At 43.9% G+C, this 25995-nt stretch carries 24 protein-coding genes; 20 read left to right on the forward strand and 4 right to left on the reverse strand.

Going from position 1 to position 25995, the window contains the following annotated elements; all coding sequences use genetic code 11:
• Nucleotides 1–70 precede the first annotated feature (70 nt).
• The 6 genes from C8U37_RS01630 to C8U37_RS01655 all read left to right on the forward strand — a co-directional run bounded on the left by C8U37_RS01630 (nt 71) and on the right by C8U37_RS01655 (nt 8371).
• Nucleotides 71–1288, forward strand: a complete 1218-nt coding sequence (locus tag C8U37_RS01630) for an FRG domain-containing protein (RefSeq protein WP_108031554.1) — start codon at nt 71–73, stop codon at nt 1286–1288.
• Between the two features lie 689 nt (nt 1289–1977).
• Complete coding sequence (locus tag C8U37_RS01635) at nt 1978–2955, forward strand: LacI family DNA-binding transcriptional regulator (protein ID WP_108031555.1); 978 nt, start codon at nt 1978–1980, stop codon at nt 2953–2955.
• Between the two features lie 336 nt (nt 2956–3291).
• Nucleotides 3292–4734 (forward strand): sucrose-specific PTS transporter subunit IIBC, encoded by a 1443-nt coding sequence (locus tag C8U37_RS01640; protein ID WP_108031556.1) that lies wholly within the window; start codon nt 3292–3294, stop codon nt 4732–4734.
• Entirely contained in the window at nt 4734–6254 is a 1521-nt protein-coding gene (locus C8U37_RS01645; protein ID WP_245879736.1) for a glycoside hydrolase family 32 protein, read from the forward strand. The genes C8U37_RS01640 and C8U37_RS01645 overlap by 1 nt, the downstream gene beginning before the upstream one ends.
• Before the next feature lie 16 nt (nt 6255–6270).
• The gene (locus C8U37_RS01650) at nt 6271–7221 is read left to right on the forward strand and encodes a carbohydrate kinase family protein (RefSeq protein ID WP_108031557.1); all 951 of its coding nucleotides are present in this window, start codon (nt 6271–6273) and stop codon (nt 7219–7221) included.
• Nucleotides 7222–7774: 553 nt separating this feature from the next.
• Nucleotides 7775–8371: a type IV toxin-antitoxin system AbiEi family antitoxin domain-containing protein gene (locus C8U37_RS01655; RefSeq protein ID WP_108031558.1), complete on the forward strand. Its 597-nt coding sequence runs from the start codon at nt 7775–7777 to the stop codon at nt 8369–8371.
• 511 nt (nt 8372–8882) lie between these two features.
• On the opposite strand, the gene C8U37_RS01660 is transcribed toward C8U37_RS01655, so the two are convergent.
• Nucleotides 8883–9218 (reverse strand): hypothetical protein, encoded by a 336-nt coding sequence (locus tag C8U37_RS01660; protein WP_108031559.1) that lies wholly within the window; start codon nt 9216–9218, stop codon nt 8883–8885.
• A 455-nt stretch (nt 9219–9673) separates the two neighbouring features.
• On the opposite strand from C8U37_RS01660, the gene C8U37_RS01665 reads away from it, so the two are divergent.
• Both C8U37_RS01665 and C8U37_RS01670 read left to right on the forward strand, forming a co-directional pair.
• Nucleotides 9674–10015: a type II toxin-antitoxin system RelE/ParE family toxin gene (locus C8U37_RS01665; protein WP_211306094.1), complete on the forward strand. Its 342-nt coding sequence runs from the start codon at nt 9674–9676 to the stop codon at nt 10013–10015.
• Between the two features lie 28 nt (nt 10016–10043).
• Nucleotides 10044–10349, forward strand: a complete 306-nt coding sequence (locus tag C8U37_RS01670) for a helix-turn-helix transcriptional regulator (protein WP_108031560.1) — start codon at nt 10044–10046, stop codon at nt 10347–10349.
• Nucleotides 10350–10852: 503 nt separating this feature from the next.
• Here the strand turns inward: C8U37_RS01670 and C8U37_RS01675 are convergent.
• Together C8U37_RS01675 and C8U37_RS01680 are read right to left on the reverse strand one after the other, a co-directional pair.
• Complete coding sequence (locus tag C8U37_RS01675) at nt 10853–11278, reverse strand: RloB domain-containing protein (RefSeq protein ID WP_245879737.1); 426 nt, start codon at nt 11276–11278, stop codon at nt 10853–10855.
• Complete coding sequence (locus C8U37_RS01680) at nt 11271–12545, reverse strand: AAA family ATPase (protein ID WP_108031561.1); 1275 nt, start codon at nt 12543–12545, stop codon at nt 11271–11273. The genes C8U37_RS01675 and C8U37_RS01680 overlap by 8 nt, the downstream gene beginning before the upstream one ends.
• A gap of 890 nt (nt 12546–13435) precedes the next feature.
• Here C8U37_RS01680 and C8U37_RS01690 point away from each other — a divergent pair.
• From C8U37_RS01690 to C8U37_RS14605, 8 genes are all read left to right on the forward strand, one after another.
• Nucleotides 13436–14467: a type IV toxin-antitoxin system AbiEi family antitoxin domain-containing protein gene (locus C8U37_RS01690; protein WP_108031563.1), complete on the forward strand. Its 1032-nt coding sequence runs from the start codon at nt 13436–13438 to the stop codon at nt 14465–14467.
• A gap of 1 nt (nt 14468) precedes the next feature.
• Nucleotides 14469–15368 (forward strand): nucleotidyl transferase AbiEii/AbiGii toxin family protein, encoded by a 900-nt coding sequence (locus C8U37_RS01695; protein ID WP_108031564.1) that lies wholly within the window; start codon nt 14469–14471, stop codon nt 15366–15368.
• Between the two features lie 295 nt (nt 15369–15663).
• Nucleotides 15664–16005 carry a type II toxin-antitoxin system RelE/ParE family toxin gene (locus C8U37_RS01700; RefSeq protein WP_211306095.1) on the forward strand — a complete coding sequence of 114 codons (342 nt, stop codon included), beginning with the start codon at nt 15664–15666 and terminating at the stop codon, nt 16003–16005.
• Nucleotides 16006–16033: 28 nt separating this feature from the next.
• Entirely contained in the window at nt 16034–16339 is a 306-nt protein-coding gene (locus C8U37_RS01705) for a helix-turn-helix transcriptional regulator (RefSeq protein ID WP_108031565.1), read from the forward strand.
• 447 nt (nt 16340–16786) lie between these two features.
• Entirely contained in the window at nt 16787–17854 is a 1068-nt protein-coding gene (locus tag C8U37_RS01710) for an HRDC domain-containing protein (RefSeq protein WP_108031566.1), read from the forward strand.
• 225 nt (nt 17855–18079) lie between these two features.
• Complete coding sequence (locus C8U37_RS01715; protein ID WP_108031567.1) at nt 18080–18757, forward strand: nuclease-related domain-containing protein; 678 nt, start codon at nt 18080–18082, stop codon at nt 18755–18757.
• Between the two features lie 32 nt (nt 18758–18789).
• Nucleotides 18790–19524, forward strand: a complete 735-nt coding sequence (locus C8U37_RS01720) for a plasmid pRiA4b ORF-3 family protein (protein WP_108031568.1) — start codon at nt 18790–18792, stop codon at nt 19522–19524.
• Nucleotides 19525–20448: 924 nt separating this feature from the next.
• On the forward strand, nt 20449–21198 hold the full coding sequence (locus C8U37_RS14605) for a YecA family protein (protein ID WP_108031571.1): 750 nt from the start codon (nt 20449–20451) through the stop codon (nt 21196–21198).
• A 263-nt stretch (nt 21199–21461) separates the two neighbouring features.
• On the opposite strand, the gene C8U37_RS01740 is transcribed toward C8U37_RS14605, so the two are convergent.
• Entirely contained in the window at nt 21462–22166 is a 705-nt protein-coding gene (locus C8U37_RS01740; protein WP_108031572.1) for an EAL domain-containing protein, read from the reverse strand.
• 677 nt (nt 22167–22843) lie between these two features.
• On the opposite strand from C8U37_RS01740, the gene C8U37_RS01745 reads away from it, so the two are divergent.
• From C8U37_RS01745 to C8U37_RS01760, 4 genes are all read left to right on the forward strand, one after another.
• Nucleotides 22844–23524, forward strand: a complete 681-nt coding sequence (locus C8U37_RS01745) for a nuclease-related domain-containing protein (protein ID WP_211306096.1) — start codon at nt 22844–22846, stop codon at nt 23522–23524.
• Nucleotides 23525–23557: 33 nt separating this feature from the next.
• Nucleotides 23558–24304, forward strand: a complete 747-nt coding sequence (locus C8U37_RS01750) for a plasmid pRiA4b ORF-3 family protein (protein ID WP_108031574.1) — start codon at nt 23558–23560, stop codon at nt 24302–24304.
• A gap of 262 nt (nt 24305–24566) precedes the next feature.
• A complete protein-coding gene (locus C8U37_RS01755; RefSeq protein WP_108031575.1) occupies nt 24567–25064 on the forward strand; it encodes a macro domain-containing protein in 498 nt (165 codons plus the stop codon).
• Nucleotides 25065–25068: 4 nt separating this feature from the next.
• Complete coding sequence (locus C8U37_RS01760; RefSeq protein WP_108031576.1) at nt 25069–25476, forward strand: hypothetical protein; 408 nt, start codon at nt 25069–25071, stop codon at nt 25474–25476.
• The last annotated feature ends 519 nt before the right edge of the window (nt 25477–25995 follow it).

Genomic DNA, 25995 nt, shown 5'->3' on the forward strand with positions numbered 1-25995 from the left:
TTTATTACGTGAATGACTGGATACATAACTTATTTTGAAGACAAAAGAAGTCATCAGAGGAGAAAATTTTATGAGAATGCAAAAAACCAGTGAATTTCATTTCGATTCTTTTATCGATGTTGAGAGACAGTATTTTGAAAATGAAGCAGATAAAAGGATTACCGAGAAAGTAAGTAATGAAAAAAAAATAATTGACCAATTGAAAACGGCTTTTATTAATCAGTGTATTGTAAGTACACACAAACCTTCAATGGAAGTAATGATCAAGGAATTACAAAAAACAAGAGGTTTTCTACAAGATGAAACACTTAATCAATATTATGGCGTAAAAGAAAAATATTTAATTAGAAAAAATGCAAAGATCAACATTATTAATTCTGTTGAAGATGCTATCACTCTTTTTAGTAATAGTACTCTATCTGAATCAGACGATGAAAAAGAAAGAAGTTATTTTTTTAGAGGGCATGAGAATCTAAATTTCAAGTCTATTCCCTCAATAATGAGATCAGAAAAATATTATAAAAACGAAAATGACCTTTATTCAGAGCTCCAGACTGTTAGTTCAAAAAAATTCAATAATTTGAAGAAACACCTGGAAATATTGACAGAAATGCAGCATTTTAGTTTACCTACGAGATTGTTGGATATTAGTTCCAACGTATTATCTGCTTTATTTTTTTCTACAACTATTACGGATCAAAACTCACGATATGTAGATGGGGAAGTAATCGTTTTTTCGGCGCAAAAAAATGCAGTTAAGAAATTTTCAAGTGATACCGTTGAAATTCAGAGTTCTTTAGCCTTTTTACCATACAATTTAAAAAAAGAAATTCATACTTGTGCAAAAAAAATATATCATTTAGAAAAAAAAGAGAGGGTAGATAAATTTAATGAACTTGATAGTGTAAAGAAACTAATACACGAAGCAAGAAAATCAGGAGTATTTTTTTCAGATGTTTTAGATCCTCGTGATCTTTTTGAGTTTAAGATATGCTTACCTTTGAAAAATAATGATCGTATTATGAATCAGTCAGGAGCGTTTATTAGTTATGGATTTACAAATAAGACATCGTTTCATGAAAAGATAAATAATGAGCAATCGAGCTACCTAAAGCGTATGAATCTTAAATTTGCGTACAAAATTGATAAAGAGGTAGTTAGATATATAGTTCCTTGTTCTTCAAAGGGAAAGATTCGTGAACAATTAGAAGAACTTGGAATTAATCAAGGAAATATATACCCAGATTTAGAAAAAAGAGCAGCCTATATAAAAGAAAAGTACAGATAAGTAAATACGTTTGAAGCTCTTTCTATTAACGCCGTGGTCTAAGGTGATGATTTTTTTTAATCTCCTCCTCCGGCAGAGCAGCCCCTTACAGTAGGAACTCCCTTGCCGGAGAAGGGAGTTGTGCCAGCGATCTCAGTTCCGGCGAGAGAATGTTCGCCGGAGGACGTTATATTTCGGGCGGCCGAACTCCGGCGAAGCCGCTGAGGTCGTAGGTGATGATTTTTTGGGATGTCCTCCTCCGGCAGAGCACCCCCTTACAGGAGGAAATCTCTCACCGGAGAAGCGTACTGTGCCAGCTATCTCAGTTCCGGCAAGAGAATGCTAGCCGGAGGACAACTATTTTCCGGTGGCCGAACTCCGGCGAAGCCGCGGTGGTCGGAGGTGATGATCTTTTGGGATGTTTTCCTCCGGCAGAGCAACCCTTTACAGGAGGAAATCCCTTGCCGGAGAAGGGAGTGTGCCAGCGATCTCAGTTCCGGCGAGCGAATGTTCGCCGGAGGACTTTGCATTGCGCGAGTGCTGTACTCCGGCGAAGCCGCCGTGGTCGGAGGTGATAGTCTTTTGGGATCTTGTCCTCCGGCAGAGCAGCCCCTTACCGGATGAAATCGTCAGCTTGCTAACTTCATTTGAGCAATCTGTCCGGCAATGGTATTCTTAGTTGTATAAAGTGAGGACGAAGGAGAAAAAAGATGGCTTCAATCAAAGATGTTGCAAAACTAGCTCAGGTATCTGTGGGAAGTGTTTCGAAATATTTGAACGGCGGCAAATTAAAAGAAAAAACGACGATAGCGATTGAACAAGCGATCAAGGATTTGAACTATGAAAAAAATACGTATGCGACTGGATTAAGGACGAACCGAACACATACGATCGCTTTAATTATTCCAACTATTTGGCATCCTTTTTTTAGTGAATTAGCTTTTTATATTGAAGCTGAGTTGCGGAATTATCAATCCAAATTAATTTTGTGCAATACACAAAACAATTATGAGAATGAGGTCGCATATATCTCGATGGCTCGTCAAAACAAGGTTGATGGCTTGATTGCATTAACGTACAGCAATGTGGATGAGTATATTTCTAGTGAGATGCCGATTGTCAGCATTGACCGTTATTTTTCCGAGAAGATTCCAACAATCATGAGTGATAATTTTGCTGGGGGAGGACTGGCAGCTGAAAAGTTGATCCAAGCAGGCGCAAAGAAATTGGCGTTTATAGGATATGGTTCTATTTATGATAATTCAACCAGAGATCGTTATCGGGGATTTCAAGCGTATTGTCAGACGCATGGCATTGAATCGGAGATCATTTATTATGAAGGTCGCCACCACGAATTTAATGAAAAATTGCCTGAACTCGTGCAACAGATTATTATAAATAAAGCGGTCAATGGCATTTTTGTGGTAAATGATGAACAGGCCTATGAAGTGTTGGAGCTATTGCAGAAAAATAAGGTTCGGGTGCCTGAAGATGTCCAAGTGATTGGATTTGATGGCAGTCAACAATCCACTAATATACCCTCCAGTCTTTCCAGTATCCGCCAACCGATTCCTGCGATTGCAGCCGCGGCAGTGAAGTGTTTGATCAATGTTATCGAGAAAAAAGAAGCACCACTAAAAACCATTTTACCGGTAACTTATCATCCGGGTGCAACCACTAAGGAGTAAAGCATTTGCTCACATATAGGAATTTATAAAATTTTCCTGAGTGAAAAGTGCATCACCGTAGGTGTTTCACAAGTTTGCAAAATGTTTCATGCATCTAAAATGATGTCCAGCTTCACGGGTTAGCCCTTCGGAAATTAGATAAATCTGTCCTATTGCGCTCTTCGATGCTCAGTCGGACAGATTTCCTAAATTTCTCTCAGGCCTGAACGAACCCGTTCCGCTTTTCTTCCGCATTGACTTCAGGCTGCAATCCTTCTGGGAAAGGGTTGACAACTTGAAGTTATATGTTTATATTAAAAATGAAACGTTTCATTTTTAAAAATACGGAGGTGCATCATGAGTAAGTTAGACATAAAACAACTGACAAAACAAATCATTGATGGAGTCGGTGGAGAAGAAAATATTGTTTCAGCTGCCCATTGTTCGACGCGATTAAGGATCGTTTTGAAAGATGACAGTCTGATAGAGACAGATATCGTCGCTGAAATTGACGGGGTGAAAGGCTCTTTCAACAACGGTGGACAGTTCCAGATTATTTTGGGTACGGGACTGGTGAATCAAGTCTATCAGGAGTTTTTGGTTCAAACTGATTTATCTGAAGTAGGCAAGGAAGAATTGAAAGAGATTGCATCATCCAAGTTAAATATTGCGCAACGTATACTGAAGGCGTTGGCGGATGTGTTTGTGCCGATTTTGCCGGCCTTGGTAGCTTCAGGTTTATTAATGGGTTTGAATAACTTATTAACAGCTGAAGGCTTGTTTGTTTCTGGCGAAACGGTGATTGGAGCGTATCCACAGTTTGCGGATTTAGCGGAAATGATCAATATTTTTGCGAATACTGCTTTTGTATTTTTACCGATTTTGATTGGTTTTTATGCAGCCAAGATTTTTGGCGGGACACCTGTTTTAGGTGCTGTTATCGGAGCAATCATGATTCACCCGGATTTATTAAATGGCTACAGCTACGGACAAGCAGTGTTGGATAATACTGTGCCGGTTTGGAATGTTTTTGGTTTTGAAATCGCTAAAGTCGGCTATCAAGGTACGGTTTTGCCGGTTATCGGCGCTGCCTTTGTGTTGGCTAAAACGGAAAAAGTATTGCGCAAATTTATCCCAATGATGTTAGATAACATTATTACACCATTATTGGCTGTTTTGTTTACAGCCAGCTTCACCTTTATAGCGATTGGACCGGTTATGCGCGTGGTCGGCGATTGGATGACGAACGGCGTGATGTGGTTATTTTTTGAATTAGGACCTATAGGTGGCGCCATCTATGGTGTTGTTTATCCATTACTCGTTATTACGGGCATGCACCATAGTTTGGTTACCTCGGAAATGCAAATCTTAGCGAATATCGAAACGCTTGGAGGATCGCCTACTTTTGCAGTAGTCGCTGCTTCAAACGTAGCGCAAGGTGCCGCGGCACTGGCAGTTTTTTACCTGTTCAAAAAAGATGTCAAAATGAAAGCTATTGCTTCAGCAGCCGGAATATCTGCTTTATTGGGGATTACGGAACCTGCTGTCTTCGGGGTTAATTTAAAACTGAAATACCCATTTGTTGCAGCATTGATAGGCTCCGCAGCTGGAGCAGCTTATGCTACTTGGAGGGAAGTTCTTTCTGTATCTCAAGGGCCTGCAGGGTTACCGGGAGTGATCGTCATTCGACCGCAATCAATGGTTCAATACATGGTTGCGTTGGGCATTGCCTTCGTCGTAACCTTTGTTGTTACGATCCTGTTCGCTAAGATGAGTCAAGGAAAAAGCAAGTTAAATTAATGGTATCAGAGAAAAGAGAAGGTGTGTGGGATAGTAAAATGGAATGGACAAGAGAAGAGCGGTATAAAAGAATGGAAGATGTTCCCGAAGCCTATATGTCAGAGCTGACAAAACAAGTCAGTGCGGGTCCTTATCGGCAAAAGTTTCATATTCAACCGAAAACAGGATTATTGAATGATCCGAATGGCTTTAGTTATTATAACGGGCAATATCACTTATTTTACCAATGGTTTCCTTTGGGCCCGGTTCATGGTGTGAAATACTGGTATCATGTAGCTTCGGACAATTTGGTTGACTGGCAAGATTTAGGCATTGCCATGGAACCGGATACGGCATATGACAGTCATGGCGTTTTCTCAGGGACTGGATTTGTGGAAAACGATCAGCTGCATGTATTCTATACAGGTAATACGCGAACGGAAGAGTGGACGCGTATTCCTTACCAGTGTCACGCAATAATGGGGAGCGACAACCAAATCAAGAAAGACGCGGAACCGGTGATCAGTGATTCGCCGATAGGCTATACCGATAACTTTCGAGACCCTAAAGTACTTGAACAAGCGGGGCGCTATTATTGTATTATCGGCGCTGAAACAAGTGATCATCAAGGCGCGATCGCGTACTACGTTTCCGAGGACTTAAAAGACTGGACGTACCAACAAGCAATAGCGCTAAAAGGGAATGTTGCCTCAGAGAACCAAGGCTTTATGTGGGAATGTCCGGACTATTTTGAACTAGCTGATCAAGGCGTTTTGCTGTTCTCGCCTCAAGGCATGGAGCCCGAGGGAGATGCCTATCATAACATTTATCAGTCTGGTTACCTAGTTGGAGAACCGCTTGATTTTGCTACAGGTGAATTTCAAGTGACAGAGACATTCAACGAATTGGATCGCGGCTTTGACTTCTATGCGCCGCAAACGATGACTGATCCTCAAGGGCGTCAACTGTTAGTTGGTTGGCTAGGCCTTCCGGGTGTGGATTGTGTCACGGATGCGTTTGGGTGGGCGCACTGTTTGACGATTCCTCGTGAACTAAGCTTGCAAAACGGACAACTGTATCAACGTCCAGTCCCAGAGCTGGCAGCTTTACGCGGGAAAGCGGTCGCGAAAGAAATGAAATTGGAAAACGAAGCGTTGTTGGTAACAGACTTTTCAGCTCGAACCTATGAACTGAAAGCAACGTTTAAAGACATAAAAGGGACACGTGTCGGTTTAGCTTTCCGCAAGGGAGCAGCGGAAGCAACTTCCTTCTATTATGACCTTGCAGCTAAAAAACTAGTGTTTGATCGGAGTCAATCCGGAAAATCAGTGACGGATGAATACGGCACAGTCCGTCGATGCGATTTTTCTGAAGAAGAATTAGAGATTCACTTATTTATGGATGAATCTTCAGTGGAAATTTTTGTGAATGATGGGTTAGAGGTCTTTACAGCGCGTATTTATTCGCAATCAGACCAGAATCAAGTAGAATTTTTCGCAGACGGACAGGCGTCTGTAACAGCAACACAATGGGAAATTTAGTGAAGGAGGCACCTTTATGCCGGGACATATATACTGTATTGGCGAGGCTTTGATAGACTTTGTTTGTACGGATTCTTCGGGGCTGCGCCACGGAAAACAGTTTGAAAAAAATGCTGGAGGAGCACCAGCCAACGTTGCGGCAGCTGTCGCAAAATTAGGGGGAGAGATCAGTTTCCTGGGCCAAGTCGGGAAAGATGATTTTGGTGATCACTTAAAAGACACGTTGGTGGAACATGGTGTTCAGACGCAAGGGATGATTCAAAAAGGAACAACCACTTTAGCCTTTGTAGGGATCGATCAGGCCGGCGAAAGAAGTTTTTCTTTTGTCCAAGGTGCAGCCGGTAACTATGAAGCAGCCAATTTACCTTTGTCTGATATACATGCTACAGATATTGTGCACTTTGGAGCGGCGCTGGGTTTTTCTGGCGGCGCATTAGAAGAGAGCTATTTTCGCTTAAGGGATGAGGCCGTAGCCAAAGGCGCATTCATTAGTTTTGATCCGAATTACCGGGATACTTTGATTGCACCCGAGGAACTGGCTGATTATTTAGAAAAAGTCAGGACATTCATTGCGGTATCCGATTTTGTGAAGCTGAGTGATGAAGAATTAACGTTGATTACTGGTGAAACAGATATCAGTAAGGGCGCTCAAATGATTTGTGCATCAGGCGCTAAATATCTGGCTGTCACTTTAGGCAAATCCGGCACGCACTTACAGAGTTTAGAGGCTCAGCAAGTAGTCGGTTCGATCGCGATCAAACAAGTGGATTCAACCGGAGCAGGCGATGCTTTTACAGGAGGCTTGCTATATCAAATCCAAAAAGCAGGAACAGCAGCATTAAGCTTTGCTAAACTAGCGGACTTTTTGAAAGTGGCCAATGTGGTAGGCGCGCTAACCTGTACAAAATACGGTGCAATCCCCGCCCTGCCGAGTTTGCAAGAAGTAGAGTCGACTTTGGGGAATTGATTGATTCAGTAAATATTATCGTTATGAGCACACTTTTCAACCAGCATTGTTGCTGGTTGAGGGTGTGCTTTTTTTGTTTGTCTTAGCTGGTTGGTTGGCCTGGTTGGCCTGCTCCGACGGGGCTGACGCTCGTCGGAAGTGGTGGTGGTGCGGGTAGCTTAGTTCCGGGGAGCGAATGTTCGCCGGAGAAGAGGTGTGTGCCGGTGATCCCAGGTCCGGCGAGCGAATGTTCGCCGGAGGAGGGTGTATGGTGGGGAGGACGAACTCCGGCGAAGCCGTGCTGGTCGGAGGTGATCGTCTTTTTGGATCTCCTTCTCCGGCAAGCCACCCCTTAACCGGAGAAAAACGAATTATCGGTATGAGGATTTATTTTTACAAAGTATGAATCAACAAAAAGTTCAAGTGGTCAATTGCGTATATTATCAGTGAAGGGGCAGCGCTAGCGTGAGTATGGGAGTAGCAAGACAAGAACGTTGATAATTACTTTATTTAGTGATAAAGTTGCACTTAGATACCCGCATTGGAATTTAAATGCGGATAATGAGGTGCAAGTATGATCGATAAAAATAAGCTAAAAGAGGAATTTGGGAAACACGGCGGCGTCCTGAAAACAGCGGAGTTGAAATCGCTGGGTCTTACTGGTCGTCAACTAAAAAAACTTGTTGAAGAAGGCGAAGTATCGAAAATTAAGCACGGCTACTATGTGCTTGCGGATGAAGTGAATCCGGAAGAGGTGATTATCGCGCGGCTATTCCCTAACGCAATCCTATTTCTCGAGAGCGCACTGCTGCATTATCACTATACGGACAGAATCCCGACCGCCTGGCAGATTGCGGTGGATCGAAACAGTGAAAAAAGTCAGTATGCGATCGAATATCCGCTGCTGGAACTTTTCTATCAGGAACCCAAATTTCTCGGCATAGGGGTGACAACGTTTGAAGTTGAAGGCGTAGAAATCAGGATTTTTGACAGGGATCGTACCATCTGCGACATTTTGCGCTATGAAAAAAAACTGGAAAAAGAAGTATTCACGAATGCAGTCATGAGGTACATCAAGGATCCGAAAAAGAATGTAAGGCATCTGGTTGAATATGCCGAAGCATTGAACATTACCAAAAAAATGCAATCACAGATAGGAAAGTGGCTTTGATGGGACCTTCAAGTGCATCCATATAAGCTAGCGGATGAAGGAATCATAAAAGTACACCAATCCCATCCAAAAGACCCTCATAAATTTTATACTTTGAAAGGATCCAAATAGGCCGCGAGTTATTGCAAAAGATAAAGTTAATAGTGAGTATATGGGGTATCGAGTACCTATCAAGTAGGTATCGAGTTGATATCAAGAAACTTGCCAAGAATCTTGTTAATTAAGCTAATAAAGGGTATCGAGTGCCTATCAAGTAAGTTATCAAGTAGCCTGCTAATATTTTTGTTAATAAAGTGGTGGTACAATGATTTTGGGACGTTTTTCTCCGGCGAAGGTACCTTTCATCGGAACAGGATCGCATTTGACTATACCGTAGACAAGAAGCCAGCCCCATTCCAATTAGGAGAGGGGCTGGCTTCTTTAGAATGTTAGGTTATTTGTGAGAGCCATCGGTTGACGGCTGAGAACGAAATTTGCAGTAAAAAAGGACTACCCAAAAACAAGAAGAGAATCAAGTTCTGTGATAGTCCAATTTATTTTTTCCGACTGAGGATAAGGGTTTCCTTTTTTTTCGCACTTCTTTTAGGTAGGCTTCATTGGCAGCTTGCTCTTCGTCACTGACGTCTAATGCATTGTACAGGACGCGCACCATTTTTACGGCATCCTTTTTCGTTTGATCATCGGCTGGGGAGTCCATTAACTTGTCATATAAAATCGGCAATTCAACAGTTTGATTTGATAAATTTTTCAAAGTGGTCTGGACGTGAATAACTGTTTTCTTGCGCTCACCGTCATACAAGGGTTCCCAGTTGCTTACAACCTGTAACATCTTATCAACATGTACCATGTCATTGCCTCCTTCCGTTTGCTCAATGATACAATCTCACAGATTTTTATGCAATCCGTTCAGAATGTTTTGGCCGGATAAGATTTATTTAACTATACCGAACTCCGGCGAAGCCGCTGCGATCGGAGGTAATAAGTCTTTTTGGGTCCTGTTCTCCGACGAAGGAGAGCCTCGCCGGAGAAAAATGAATTATTTCCTCAAAAATTTGAATCAACTAAAAGTTCAAATTGGTAAATGCGTATATTATTAGTGAGGGAACAGTGTGGGCGTAATTATCGAATGGAAGAATCGGCCAGTCGGTGCTAGTCCGAACGCGATGAAACAAAATCAGATTAAGCTGTCACCGAAAATAGGTAGCTTTTTCATACTTTTTGTCTTGTTCTTAAAAGGATTCAGATGATTATTGAATAAAGTTATCGTATATGATAACATATGACTAGAGGACGTGTTAGTGTATGGGGGATAGGTTGGCGTACGATGTTGCATTTTATCAAAAAGAAAATGGGGAAGTACCAGTGCGTGATTTCCTCGAATCCTTGCCTCCCAAATTAAGGGCGAAGACGTTTCGAGAAATTGAACTGTTAAAAGATCATGGTCCTGACCTTAGGGAACCGCATACAAAGCCAATAAAAGGGAAAGAAAACAAAGGTATCTATGAACTGCGAGTAAAGTTTTCAACGGATATCTCCAGGGTGTTTTATTTTGCCTATACAGGCAGTACCTTCGTCTTGCTCCACGGATTTGTTAAAAAAACGAATAAGACTCCCTCAAGAGAGATAGAGAGGGCAAGGAAATAGAAAGAGGATTATGAGAGAAGGTGTAGTGATGAGTAACTCGGATGTTAAAACAAAATCTGCAGGAATAAAGTTTGACGACATCAAAGCGCAACTTATGGAAGATGCTGCATTTGAAGCGGAATACAATAATCTGCAGCCAAGATATGAATTGATTTCACAGATCATCGAAGCAAGAAAAGGTATGAAAATGACGCAAGAAGAGCTGGCCAAAAGAGCCGGAACCAGAAAGTCCAACATTTCCAGGCTCGAAAGTGGTTCCTACAATCCTTCATTGGACTTCCTTATCAAAATCGCCAAGGGCTTGGGAAAAGATGTGCACATTGAAATCCGGTGATGGATGTGTTTGAGAATGAAAACTGGGGGCATACCAGCAACCCAAATGCTGTGCTTGCCTCCTGTTGGATCAACTCTTATGGGAGCAAAACATCCTTATAATAGCTCAACTCCGATCAGCAAACGCTGGCCGGAGTTGAGCTTTTTTTCGGAGGCTGAACTCCGGCGAAGCCGCCGTGGTCGGAGGTGATGATCTTTTGGGATCTTTTACTCCGGCGGGAGGGTGTCTGCCCGGAGCTGGGAGTCAGCTCCGATGAGAGAAACGCTCATCGGAGAAGAGGACTGTGCCAAGTATGCGAACTCCGGTGAGCGCATGTAGGCCGGAGGAGGGAGCATGGTGCGGGGGCCGAACTCCGGCGAAGCCGCGTTGGTCGGAGGTGATCGTCTTTTGTGATTCTGTTCTCCGGCAACGGAAAACACAACGTTGCAAATAGAAAATACCCCACTGCTATATGAGTGACATAGCAGTGGGGTATTTTTCGTTAGCTCTGTTGCTTTAATTTTTCAATATTCTTTTCCAAATCTACCAATTCTTGAACCAAATGGTGAACAGTTGTACAGGGGAGTGGGGACCCAATCATCGTAATTCTGTTCTAATCGAGAAGCATTTCTGATTGCTGTTTTGCTTAATGGATACAAAGCCTCAATCAGCAGTGGGTTATTTTTTTCGTATTTGGCGATCCCTCTTCTTTGGCAATGAGCAGTCAGCTTCTGTTTGTACTGTTCCCGTGTTATACCGGACTGCAGATATTCAAAATGCAAGAGATACCAAAGTTCAAATGAATCATTAGACCAAGCAGTGTGCCAACCTTTATCGGCGATCCATTTGAAATAAAGCACTTCCGTTTTGGTTCCTTCCGATCCGATAAAATAACTTGCCGGTTCCGGGATTCTTTTTGCTTTCCGTTGCTTCTTGCCGATTTTAGCCATCGATGTCCTCGATTCGACGCAATGTTGGGATGGATTTGTATCTGCCCAAAATGTAATCTTTGCCGTAGCTGGCGTCATTGCGGACTTTTTTCTCTTCATCATCCACATAATCGGCCAATGAGTACAGTTCGGAAATCCCATCGTCGGTTTTGTCGGTGAACCAGATTTCATCTCTGCGGAAATTATCCTTGTCGAGAGTGAATATTTCTTGTGTCGAAAAAATCAACTGTGCGTTGTTTGGATTCGTCTTTTCATCATGAAACATGATAATGATGTAGCGGAGCAACAAAGGATGCAACTTCGCATCCAACTCATCGACAAAAATAGTGCCGCCGCTGTCCAGAATACGCTTGAGATCCACGTACAGCGTCAGCATTTTCAATGTCCCGCTTGATTCGCTCTCAAGTGGGGTCAGCAGAAGTTCTCCCGTTTTGGGATTTTTATGATAGGTAACGATGCGTTTCAATTCCCCAGCGCTGCGCGCATTCAGCAAATCCTCAGTCAATACATCCTGCACGATACCGAGTTTATAAATGCCGACATCAATAGCTTGGATAAATTTTTCCAATTTCTTTTTCTCGGATTCATTCTCCAAAAGACTGAGCAGTGGATTTCCGATTGTATTTTCCTGATTAAAGTGTGAAAGCCGCAATTCCTTTTTCGGATTTCCATAGTCGATGATTTTTGCCTCTTTGAACCAATCAAAAACTGTTTGTGCAAAAGGAACCTTCAATTTGGATATGACAGAAATCACCAGAGTGTCCTCTTCAATCAGCTCCAGGATGTTCTGGGTTCCCAGACTATCAAGTAACTCCCCGGAAAGACGATCGCCAGTTTTGCTGAATAATTCAACGTACGCTTCCTTTTTTACTTTTGGATCCCTCTGATAAAGGTATTCCTCAAGTATGACGCCTTCGAGAACAGAAAATCCATACTGATAGATGCCACTTTCTGTGGAAAAAATAACATTGAACGCAGTAGGTACATTTTTCTCCTCAAACCAGTGCGTCTCAATAACATTTTTTGCAGAAAAAACATTCTGCCTGAAGGAATAAAGGACCAGATTTTTCATTATCGCGAACGCTTCGATCACCGTGCTCTTGCCGGAAGCATTAGCCCCGTAAATTGCTGCAACCTTCAGGACTTTTTCTGCCATCACATCCGTCACAACATCGTACGGATGCTCCTTAATGGAAGAAGCCAGCATGTCCAGTGTTGTTTCCTCTTTGAACGATTTAAAATTTTTGAATGTAAATTGGTGTAGCATCGTCATCACCTCATCCCTATCATAGCCTAAATAATGAGGTGGAGCAATTTTTTTGAGAAAATTTCTCAAATTTGCTTTTTTGGCGGAAGGGGTTCTGCTGATGAGAGGGATAGGGAGTCAGCTCCGATGAGAAGGGCGTTCATCGGAAGACGATGTTGCGTCAGGTATGCGAACTCCGGTGAGGGAATGCTGGCCGGAGTAGGATGCGTTGCGGGAGGACGAACTCCGGCGAAGCCGCGTTGGTCGGAGGTGATGATCTTTTTGGGTGCTGTTCTCCGGCAAAGAACCCCCTTGCCGGAGGAAATCGCCAGCTCCGATGAGAAGGGCGTTCATCGGAGGAGAGGATTGCGCCGGTTAGTTCAACTCCGGTGAGCGAATGCTGGCCGGAGGAGGATGTGTTGCGGGCGGCTGAACTCCGGCGAAGCCGCCGCGGTCGGAGGTGATGATCTTTTTGGGTGCTGTTCTCCGGCAAAGAACCCCCTTGCCGGAGGAAATCGCCAGCTCCGATGAGAACGGCGCTTATCGGAGGAGAGGATTGCGCCGGGTAGTTCAACTCCGGTGAGCGAATGCTGGCCGGAGAAGGATGCGTTGCGGGCGGCCGGACTCCGGCGAAGCCGCCGTGGTCGGAGGTGATGATCTTTATGGATGTTGTCCTCCGGCAGAAGACCCCTTACCGGAGAAGAGCGGCAGCTCCGATGAGAAGACCGTTCATCGAAGTAAAACCTCATCTGCATATAGCTCCATAAGTGGTTATTTATATAATTAACTGTTTTGATAGTTTGTATATTTGTTAAAGAGATGAAATTAGAGTGTTTAAGTTTAAATATTTATAGCATTTACTGTATAATGGGTGATAGAGATCGTTAAAAGTTTAAAGGTGGTGTAACGTGATGGTTGGCAACGAAGAAAGTGGACAGGCTGTGGAGAAGCTGAAGCAGGAACTTTTTCATTTGGGGAACACAGAATTTTCCTTCGATAGTTTGGCGAAGCTGATGCAGGTGTTGAAAGTGATCGAAAAGGATGCATCTGATGAGATTCTGAGGGAATCTGAAATTGGAAAATTCCAGCTGGATGCTACAAATATTAAAGATAACATGCAACAGGCCCTTCGAAACGCTCGTTTTTATCAAGGCGATGTGGAGCAGATGACGAAGGCGGATAAGATCAAAGCAATCACAAACATGTTGCAGGCGATGAAAGTTGAAGATGTGGGGCGCTATTTCATTGAAATCAGCACGGATGTTTATGCGAATCAAATCGACAGATACATTATGGGCAAGCTGCGGCCGGTTATCGGATCGGCCGAATTTCAATTTCTTGTCCTGCTGAACAAGTATCATGGAATCGCCATCCGGAAATTATTCAGACAAGATGGCATGAGTGATTACAATATGAAAAAGTTTGTCGAAAAATACGGTCTGACGGAACTGGACAAGGGGATTTATATTCATCGTGCTAGCCCGGTCGACAGGGAATTCATTCTTGTAAATAAATATACGAAATCCACCATATCCCATCTGACGGCGTTGTACTACCACGACTTGACGGATGTGATTCCTTACACGGTGTACGTGAGTTTTCCGAAAGCTTATAATTTGACGCAAATCAGCAAAAATGAAAAACGGGCGCATACCTTTTTGACGGATATTATCTTTGTGAACAACAATGAGATTTCCGAAAAAGAACAAGTGAATGTGCTGTCGGATAATCTGAATCCTATCCGAATAACGTCGAAGGAGAGGACAATTGCGGACATTCTGAAACCTGTCAGCCACATCGAAGAGGAGGTAAAGGTGTCGGCTTTGAAACGTTATATTGCCGATCCGCAGGCAAATGTGAACAGATTGAGAAGGATAGCCAGTAAACAGGGAGTCGGCAAAATACTGGATGATTATTTGGCGAGATATTTAAAGGAGGAATGAAATGCAGAGCGCTAGGCTGTCAGATCTGATCCGAAGTCTGAAAATGAAAGGCGGCGAAACGATAAACGTTCAAGAGCTGCGGATAAGGTATGCTTTGGAACGCTTTTTGATGAGATTAAGTCAATCGGACTTCCGGGATAATTTCGTACTGAAAGGCGGCTTCCTTATGGGGACGATTTACAATATCGGTCAAAGGACCACGAAAGATTTAGATACAGTCGTGAAAAATTTGCCAGCCGAACAAGAAGAAATCGGAAAAGCATTGCATACTATTTCGACAATAGATTTGAATGATGGCGTGACTTTTGTGGTCTCAGAAATCACACAGACGCAAGAGCAGAGAAGGTATCCGGGTTTCAGGGCAAAAATGATTATGCTTTTTGATGGAGAACAATCCCGGGTGAATTTTGATTTGGATATCGGGGTGGGGGATGTCATTACGCCATCAGCTTCAAATATGGAATTGAAACTGACTTTTAGTGAAATCCGCGGTGAAAATGAGTCAATCAGGATTTTGGCTTATCCGATCCAGACAATTTTGGCTGAAAAACTGGAAACGGTGTTGGAGAAAGGTATTCAAAATTCGCGCATGAAAGATTTCTATGATTTAAGGCTTATGTTGAGTGATCCGAACCGCCCAAAAATTGACCTGTGCTATACTGCATTTGAAAATACATGGCTGTTCAGGCATGGAAGTATAATTGATGAAGATCTGTTTGAAGACTGGTTGTTCGTAATCGAAGAACTCGGGAACAATCAAACAGCCAATCAAGTATATTGGCCAAATTATGCGAAAGACAGAAAATATGCACAAGGCATCGCGTTTGAACAAATTGCACGGCAGATCAAGGGCTTTATTTTGGAATTGCAGCAATTCTACAATCAGTTCGAGAATGGCTGAATTCGTATCTGAAATTTGTGCCAGAGAAAAGCTGCTGGGCCAGCTAACCAGCTCCGACGAGCGAATGTTTGCCGGAGGAGGATGCGTGGTGGGAGGCCGAACTCCGGCGAAGCCACGGTGGTCGTAGGTGATGATTTTTATGGATGTTTTCCTCCGGCGGAAGCCCCCCTTACCGGAGGAGACCGCCTCCTCTGATGAGAGAACAGCCGCGCCATGATCGCGCTTGTGTAAGAAAAATTTATCATCGAATAAAGTTATCGTATATGATAACATAAGGCTGAAGGAAGTATTAGTCTTGCGGGATAGGTTGGCGTACGATGTTGCATTTTATCAAAAAGAAAATGGGGAAGTACCAGTGCGTGATTTCCTCGAATCCTTGCCTCCCAAATTAAGGGCGAAGACGTTTCGAGAAATTGAACTGTTAAAAGATCATGGTCCTGACCTTAGGGAACCGCATACAAAGCCAATAAAAGGGAAAGAAAACAAAGGTATCTATGAACTGCGAGTAAAGTTTTCGACGGATATCTCCAGGGTGTTTTATTTTACCTATGCAGGCAGTACCTTCGTCTTGCTCCACGGATTTGTTAAAAAAACGAATAAAACTCCACTAAGAGAAATTGAGAGAGCACGGAAATAGAAAGAGGATTACGAAAGAAGGTTTAATGATGAGTAAAGTGGATGCTAAAACAAAATCTGCAGGAATAAAGTTTGACGACATCAAAGCGCAACTTATGGAAGATGCTGCATTTGAAGCGGAATACAATAATCTGCAGCCAAGATATGAATTGATTTCACAGATCATCGAAGCAAGAAAAGGTATGAAAATGACGCAAGAAGAGCTGGCCAAAAGAGCCGGAACCAGAAAGTCCAACATTTCCAGGCTCGAAAGTGGTTCCTACAATCCTTCATTGGACTTCCTTATCAAAATCGCCAAGGGCTTGGGAAAAGATGTGCACATTGAAATCCGGTGATGGATGTGTTTGAGAATGAAAACTGGGGGCATACCAGCAACGTAAATGCTGTGCTCAACTCCTGTTGGGTCAACGCTTATGGGAGCAAAAAATCCGCAAAATAGCTCAACTCCGATCAGTAAGCGCTGGCCGGAGTTGAGCTATTTTTTGTAGACCGAACTCCGGCGAAGCCGCCGTGGTCGGAGGTGATGGTCTTGGTAGAGTTCTGTTCTCCGGCGAGGCCCTCCTTCGTCGGAGAACAGCCGGCAGGCGGCAACTTAATTTTTTTAATCGTAGTTTAATTTGGAGGAGTATAGTAAAATTGATAGTGAACTAATTGTTTGGGATAAATTGAAAAATGTTACGCAAAGTATTTTGCATCGTCAGTATGGCTTTATTTTGCTGGGCACACATTTTTCATTATCCATTTGCGGGAATATAAATAATGAACGGGATCGGGGGATTGGGATGGGAATTTTTGATTCGATCAGAGAAGTGGTCACGCAGAAACCGGTGCGCCTGAAGAAGCCGGATTTCTATAAGGCGGACAGCGATGCGCGGATGCAGCTGGAGCGGTTGAACGGGCTGCTGGCGACTGCGCCGGACGGGGTGAAGCCGCAGATCGAGCGGGACATCAAGCTGCTGTCGTACGGCATCGCCGGGGAGGAAAGTGTCGCGTTCGAGCTGAACAACAGCTACCTGCCGCTCATCGTGATGCACGATCTGCGCCTCGAGCATGAGGGGCTGTCGGCGCAGATCGACTACCTGATCATCACGACGAAGTTTTGCCTGGTCGTCGAGTGCAAGAACCTTTTCGGCAACCTCGAAGTCAACAGCCGGGGCGAGTTCATCCGTGAGCTGGACTTCAATGGAAAACGCAAAAAAGAGGGCATTTACAGCCCGGTAACGCAGAATGCAAGGCATATGGAAATGATCAAACGGCTGCGGGTGGAAAATAAAAAGAATCCGCTGATGCGCGTGGCGTTGGAGAAATCCTTCGGCGATTTCCATCGTTCCGTAATCGTGCTGGCCAATCCAAAGACTGTCATCAATCTGAAGCGTGCGCCGAAAGTAGTGAAAGATCAGATTATTCGTAGCGACCAGTTGATTGAACATATCAAGAGACTGTTGCGCGAAAGCAAGGATATGGCATCTTCCGAGAAAGACATGTATGAAATGGCGGAGTTCTTTGTGGGGTTGCATAAGGAGAATCCTGTTGATTATGCGGAGAAATATATATTGGGTGATAGTGGTGAGAAGGGTGACGATACGGCCGAAGCACTGCCAGATCAGGTCGAAATTGACATCACGGAAACGCCGCTGTACCAAGCGCTCAAGCAATACCGCTATGAAACCAGCAAAGCGGAGGGAATCAAGGCGTTTTACGTCTACAATAATTCCCAGCTTGAAGCGCTGATTGAGGCGATGCCTGCGAATTTGGATGAGCTAAAGAAGGTTTCCGGTTTTGGGGACGTTAAGTGCGAGAAGTATGGGGAAGCGATTATTGAGATAGTTGATCGGTATAAGGAAGATTGAATGGATCGTGACTGAATGCTAGCATGGAGACAAGCGTATCCTTAATCTTCTCGGAAGCACTCTTTTCTTCCCAAACCAAGCTCGAGCTGGGGAACGAAAGGCCAAATTGGTAAAAAGCAATAGGATAGAATAGATGTTCGGTTCAATTATCATTTATTAGAATTGTCGATATGAATTGTGTGTTCTACCAAAACCAGTTCATTTTTCTGTAAAGGAGTTATCGGTATGAATTTACTATTTTTTTTGCTATCAATATTTTTGGCTGTAATGTTTGCTGCAAAAAAATACAATAATTCAGGATACAAAGATGCCAGTGGCCATAGCTATTTTGATACAATGACGGATTCCGGTCGGAAGGGTGAATATCTGATTTACCGTTATTTGGAGCGTCTGGATGGGCAACACAAGTTGTTGGCCAACATCTATTTACCAAAAGCGGATGGTACGACCACCGAAATCGATCTCATCATGATTTCGGCGACCGGCATTTATGTATTCGAGTCGAAGAACTACAGCGGCTGGATTTTTGGCGACGAAAACAGTAAATTCTGGACGCAATCGCTTAAAGGCGGGAAAAAGTTTCGTTTCTACAATCCCATTTGGCAGAACAAAAAGCATATCAGCGTTTTGCAAAACCACCTTGGGTTGGGCAGTGAAATGTTCCGCTCCTACATCATCTTCAGCGAGCATTGCGAGCTGAAGAAAATGTTCGTCCATTCACCGGAAGTGAAAGTCATGAATCGGGACGTGATGTTTAAAGAAATGGCGCTGGACGTAGCACATTTGGCGAATCGTTTGAGTATTTTGGAAATCAACCAAATCTACAACGACCTTAGCAGGTACGCCCTGGCTGATGCCGCCACGAAGCAAGCGCACATCGATGCGATGCAGTGGCGGAACTAGCACCCTGTATTTTAGAATGAGAGGAACTTATTATGAAAGCATACATCATCAAAATTGAACTGCAGGATTCCGATCCCATGATCTGGCGCCGGGTGATCATGCCAGCGGATGCGACTTTCAACCGTCTGCATGACGTGATCCAAAGGGTGACGAATTTTCAAAGCGGCTATCCTCATGACGGTTATCATCTGTTCCGTTTCGATTTTCCTGAAGAAAACTTGGCCGTCACGAACGATGAGGAAGCATATTTGGAACATCAGCATTATAAGAAAAATAAAGCACTCTACGCGAAGCGGCTGAAAAAAGCCTCTCCCCGCAGCTTGAAGTTCGAACAATTCCATCAAGATCAATTGAAAATCGAAATCCGCAAACCGACTGGATTGAAAATTGATACGTTTCTGGAGGCGCATAAGGAAATCCATTATCTATATGACTTTGGCGCTGATTGGCATTTCAAAATCACCCTTGAAAACACTGTGGATGATTACTATTTCGGCTATCCGACCTTGCTGGACGGCGCCGAAGCAGCACCTCTCGAAGACGTCGGCGGCATCGGTGGTTTCTATGAGTTCTTGAAAATCTATCGAGATGAAACGCATCCTGAGCATGAAGAAATGCAGCAGTGGGCGCAATCGATGCTTTTCAGGGAATACGATCCCGATCGGACAAATAGCTTATTGAAATCGATCAGCTACAAGAAGACCGAATGGGACAAAATTAAGCACGACAACTATTCGATCATCGAAGATAAATACCGGAAGAATTGAAAAGATCAGTGAGGCCTTTGCCTCGCTGATCTTTTTGACATTTCTAGACTCGCGCGCCGTCAACTCCGATGAGCAGGCTGCTCATCGGAGGACAGACTCGCGCCCGCGAGTTCAACTCCGGAGAGCGAATGCTGGCCGGAGGAGGACGCGTTGCGGGAGGCCGAACTCCGGCGAAGCCGCAGTGGTCGGAGGTGATCGTCTTTTGGTGTGCTGTTCTCCGGCGGGAGGGCTGCTGCCCGGAGCTGGGCGTCAGCTCCGATGAGAGGGACCTTCATCGGAGAACAGATCCGCGCCCGGAAGCTCAACTCCGGTGAGCGAATGCTGGCCGGAGGAGCGTTGCGATGCGGGGGCCGAACTCCGGCGAAGCCGCCGTGGTCGGAGGTGATGATCTTTTTGGGTGTTTTCCTCCGGCAGGAAGGCTACTGCCCGGAGCTGGGCGTCAGCTCCGATGAGAGGGACCTTCATCGGAGAACAGATCCGCGCCCGGAAGCTCAACTCCGGTGAGCGAATGCTGGCCGGAGTTGAGTGCATTGCGGGCAGCTGAACTCCGGCGAAGCCGTGCTGGTCGGAGGTGATATTTTTTTGGGATGTTTTCCTCCGGCGGGAAGGCTGCTGCCCGGAGCTGGGCGTCAGCTCCGATGAGCAGGCTGCTCATCGGAGGACAGACTCGCGCCGGGGAGTTCAACTCCGGGGAGCGACTGTTGGCCGGAGGAGGATGCGTTGCGGGCGGCGTAACTCCGGCGAAGCCGCCGTGGTCGGAGGTAATGATCTTTGGGGATTCTGTTCTCCGGTGAGGGTGTCGCTCATCGGAGGTACAGGTGAATTTTCGCAGCGACTTTCGCATAATTCTGTATTTCCAGCGGTTATCTATAGTAAAATGTATTGGAGAAGGAATGCAAAATACTAAGAGACCGGAGTGAAATCATGAGCCAATTGACAGACTATATCATCGCATTGACCAATTTGTACGGGATGATCCAGAAGGATATTTTGGTTGAAATCTACAATACGCAAAACGAGGAGCCGATCAGCATAGGGGAAGTCGAGGCCTATCTTGAAAATCCACCGGCGGAACTAAAGAAGGGCCATACTTATCCGCATCAGGATTATTTCGTTCATGAAACGATTTTGGAATTTAATGATTTCGAACCGATGCTGCAAAAAAAGGGAAACAAGCCGTTTTATGTGCCGGCGAAGGAGGAACTGCTGCGCTACACCGATGATCGATATTTCGAGAAAAGTGCTGCCTATCGGGCTTTATACAGGTTTGTGAAAAAGAATCTGTTCAAGGGGAATGAGTTGCGCACGAAGGATTTGTGCGAGGAAATCCATGATGGTTTTGCGATTGACTTGGGGATGCAGTTTGTTTCCAAGGCTCTCGAGCGTGCGGATGTCGTTTTCGACAGCGAGCAACAAGCCCAGGAAATGATGAGTCTGGTCATGGAAATGTCGAATCATATCCGTCTCTGGGAGCACAACGGCAACACGCCGCAGGAAATCTTTGAGGAATTCGAAAAGCCGCATTTGCGCCCATTGCCGGACAAGCCGTATCGTGCTCGCGCAGTGAATGTGTTCCCGTTCGAGAAAAAAGTGAAAATCGGTCGCAACGATCCGTGCCCTTGCGGCAGCGGGAAGAAGTATAAGAATTGCTGCATGAATAAGCAGGAAGAATAAGATAATAGTGAAAAGATAACAAAACCCCCTTAACTCCGATGAGAGCCTTTTGGCCGGAGTTAAGGGGGTTATTTTGATTTGTTCTCCGGGGAGCGAATGCTGGCCGGAGAAGAATGCGTGGTGTGTGGCTGAACTCCGGCGAAGCCGCCGTGGTCGGAGGTAATCGTCTTTTTGGATGATGATCTCCGGTGTAAGGCCCCTCGTCGGAGGATAGTGGCTTCACCCGACCATGCAGGCACCCCCGGCAGCAAACTGAGGAAAGGTCAGCTCAACACTAAGCCTTTCCCATGATAATAGCCTTGCTGGTAAATCATCCCCAAATTTTTTAGCTTATTGCTGACGATTTCACATTCAATCCCTTCGACAATCAGTTTAAGGTGATACTGTTGGGATAAAGAAAACCAGCTGTTCAAGAAATTGAAAAGAACGTTCTCGTTCAGGTCTCGAAAATTCAAAAGTGAGAATTTTATCGTGGAAATGTTCTGAATATTCTTCGTTACTAATTCAAAGTTGTTTTGGCCACTCCCTACATCATCAATCGCTAACGAAAAACCTTTATTCTTCAGTTTTGTGATATAAAACTGGAGCTTGTCCTCTCCATCCGCTGGATCAAATTCGCAGTAGTGCTCAGTCAATTCGATTGAGACGTTCTTTTTCATAAATGAAATAGTATCCAAAAAATCCCAGGTTGAGGGATGCTGCAACTGTTTCGGATGCAGGTTCAGCGAAAGTTTGATGTCGCTGCGGGTATCCATTAATTTTTCCAGTTCCTTCGAATAATAAGCCATCAATTTGGAATTGCGTTGATCCTCTTCGATGAACCACAGGAACATTTTCTCAGGGAAACCAGGTTGTTTTTTTGATCTTAATAAAATTTCGTACCCATCGATAACATTTATATTTGAACACAACATGATTGGCTGACACACTACGTAAAAATCATCCAACAACTCTTGCATCTCATCCATAAACTTTTCTCCTTTACAATCACTGCAATTCAAACGATGGAAACGTATTCGGTCGAATTCTATTGTTAAATAATTGCAGCGATTAAAATAAATTATACTATATGGCTATTTGAATACATGTATTCTTGTTTAAAAATCAATTTTTCCTATGCTGTATCTTCAGTCAGCGCACGAGACAATTTGTCGGGACTACACTACTTGGTGAACAATAAAGTCGCCTTCTCCAAAAGCTCCAGAAAAACGCCATCTATAAGAGGTGACCTTTGGGATTTTGATATGGGCCAGTAGGCTCATACATTATTTTACCGCTTCGATCCTATTTGGAGCGATGTTAGTCCTAAAAGAATAATCAACCCCGGCGTATTGCCTGAGCAGCTGCCGGAAGTGGATGTTCTGATCGCACATTCGCTGATAATCTCAAGGCAGGAATCTGGAATCCATTATTTTAAAACATGGTTTAATCCAGTTGAATATAGTAAAATTGATATTGGACTAAATGTTTAAAACAAATTGAAAACAATGTTCGGGTATCCGCTGTTCCGCATAGTATTTCGTCTCATTCCAATTTGGGGCGGTTAAGTGTGGGAAGTATGGGGATGCGATATTGGGGATTGTGGGCAGGCATAAGGAAGTTTGGATGGATCAACAGTTCATTTTTCTGCAAAGGAGTTATCAGTATGGGTGTACTATTCTTGTTTCTATTAATTATTCTGGCTGGAATGCTGGCCAAAAAGCAATACAATGATTCAGGCTACAAAGATGCCAGTGGCCATAGCTATTATGATACAATGACGGATCCCGGTCGGAAGGGTGAATATTTGATTTACCGTGACTTGGAACGTCTGGACGGGCAGCACAAATTGCTGACCAACGTCTATTTGCCGAAAGGGGACGGCACCACCGCCGAAATCGACCTGATCATGATCAGCGAAACGGGCATCTATGTTTTCGAGTCGAAGAACTTCAGCGGCTGGATTTTTGGCGACGAGAGTAGTAAATTCTGGACGCAATCGCTGAAGGGTGGGAAAAAATTTCGCTTCTACAATCCCATTTGGCAGAACAAAAAGCATATCAGCGTTTTGCAGAAACACCTTGAGCTGGGCAGCGAAGTGTTCCGCTCCTACATCATCTTCAGCGAACGCTGCGAGCTGAAGAAAATGTTCGTCCGCTCCCCGAATGTGAAAGTCATGAACCGGAATGTCCTGATTAGGGAAATGAAACAGGACATGAACACCTTGGCGATTCGACTGACCGATTTGGAAATCAACCAAATCTACAACGAGTTGTCGCAGTACACCCTTGCGGATGCCGCCACCAAGCAGGCGCACATCGATGCCGCGATGCGGTGGCGGAACTAGCACCCTGAAATTTGAGAAAGCGAGGGCCTTACTATGAAAGCATACATCATCAGAATCGAACTGCTGGACTCCGATCCCGTAATCTGGCGCCGAGTGATCATGCCAGCGGATGCGACTTTCAACCGTCTGCATGACGTGATCCAAAGGGTGACGAATTTTCAAAGCGGCTATCCTCATGACGGTTATCATCTGTTCCGTTTCGATTTTCCTGAAGAAAACTTGGCCGTCACGAACGATGAGCAAGCGTATTCGGAGCACCAGCATTATAAGAAAAACAAAACACTCTACGCGAAACGACTGAAAAAAGCCTCTCCCCGTAACTTGAAGTTCGAACAATTCCATCAAGAACGATTGAAAATCGAAATCCGCAAACCAACCGGATTGAAAATCGACAAGTATCTGGAGGCGCACAAAGAAATCCATTACCTCTATGACTTTGGCGCTGATTGGCATTTCAAAATCACGCTTGAAAACACTGTGGATGATTACTATTTCGGCTATCCGACCTTGCTGGATGGTGCCGAAGCAGCACCTCCAGAAGATGTCGGTGGCACTGATGGTTTCTATGAGTTTTTGAAAATTTATCGCGACGAAACGCACCCAGAGCATGAAGAAATAAAACTATGGGCGCAATCGATGCGGTTCAGGGAATACGATCCCGATAGGACAAATAGTTTTTTGAAATGCCTTAACTACAAGAAGACTGAATGGGACAAAATTAAGCACGACAATCACCGGATCATCGAAGACAAATACCGGAAAAATCGAAAAGATCAGTGAGGCCTTCGCCTCGCTGATCTTTTTGATATTTCTAGGCTTGCTCATCGGAGAAGAGGGTTGCGCCGGGTAGCTCAACTCCGGCGAAGCCGCAGTGGTCGGAGGTGATAGTCTTTTTGGAGTGGTGTTCTCCGGCTGGAAGACTGCTTCCTGGAGTAGAGTAGAAACCCCAAGTTTGATTCTTGATTGTAGGATTAGACGGGTTGGATATCTTGCTCATATGTTATACTTTACTGTGAGTAAAGATAAAATGGGGGGATAACAGATGTTTATGTATGTCCAACAGGATATTTTCAAAAGTCCCGCGCAAGTGATTGTCAATACCGTCAATACGGTCGGGGTGATGGGGAAAGGGATTGCCAAACGATACAAGGAAATCTACCCGGATATGTATAAACAATACCAAAAATTTTGTGAGCAGCATTTGTTGGATGTCGGCAAACTTTGGATTTATAAATCAGATACTAAGTGGATCCTGAATTTCCCGACCAAAAAGCATTGGAGAAATCCATCCAAAATCGAGTACATCGAACAAGGACTTAAGAAATTCGTGGAAACATACGAGGAAAAAGGCATAACTTCCGTCTCATTTCCGCAGTTAGGTTGTGGAAATGGCGGTCTGGATTGGGACAGTGAAGTCAGACCTTTGATGGAGAAATACTTAAAAGACCTTCCGATTGATGTATTTGTGCATATTTACAAAGATAGATTGGCTAGCGCGGAACACATGAATCGTAGTTTCAGACGAACTGAAGCTAGATGAGGCATTGAAGTTTATTATTGTCAGGAGCCAGTCAGAAAAGAACACACTTTTGAGTTTGTTGGGACCCACAGAATCGGAAAAGTATATTGACAAAATTAGAGTTGATAACAAGCAGATTATGTTTTTCTCGCTTTGGACGTACGTCAGCAAAGCAGAGCTATCAAGTGATAAAGTCATGCTGTCATTCAACAATGGGTTGGGGGATAAAACTTTCGATTTAAAAATCAGAATGACGGATCTTCAGTCAGGATTAACCAAAGAAGTAATTTTTGCTGATCATAATTGCGATGGGATTTTTAAGGGCAAGATAGGAACTCCCTTAATGGAATACCGAATAGAAGTATACCTTGATGATAATTTAGCATATGCCGATTGCTACAACGGTCATGAAGAAAGTGATTTACCGTTCTAAACAGAACGAATCAAGTGCCACAATTTAATGAATTTTAAATTGTGAGAGCAGCAGACGATTTACCATCTTAGGTGAACATCAGCTGTTTTTTGTTTTTCGAAAAGCATCACGCCAACTCTGGATAAAGCAGGAGTATGAAGTTTATTAGTTTTTGGAATCTTTTTGTTTGTCCGAAATAAAAAATAGTGCACCCCAAGATTGGCACTGCAAAAACTATCAGAAAACCGAGTGGAACCAGATCAATCACGACAACTATACGCTAATCGAAGACAAATACCGGAAGAAGTGAACCGTGAAAAGACGGGGCTGTCTCAAAATCAATTGAGATAGCTTCTTCTTTTTTTGTAAGGGAATGAAGATTAAGGTACAATATTGTATTTTTGAAAATGTAATAGGTTTCAATATTTCTTAGTATTATATATAAAGAAACAAGTGGGTTATAATAAATCAGGAATTATTGTTGGTACGCAGTATAGGTGACATGTGCATTTAAAGTAAGGATTATATACTAACAAAAAG

It is taken from the genome of Trichococcus patagoniensis (assembly GCF_003051085.1).
In the GTDB taxonomy this organism is placed as follows: domain Bacteria; phylum Bacillota; class Bacilli; order Lactobacillales; family Aerococcaceae; genus Trichococcus; species Trichococcus patagoniensis.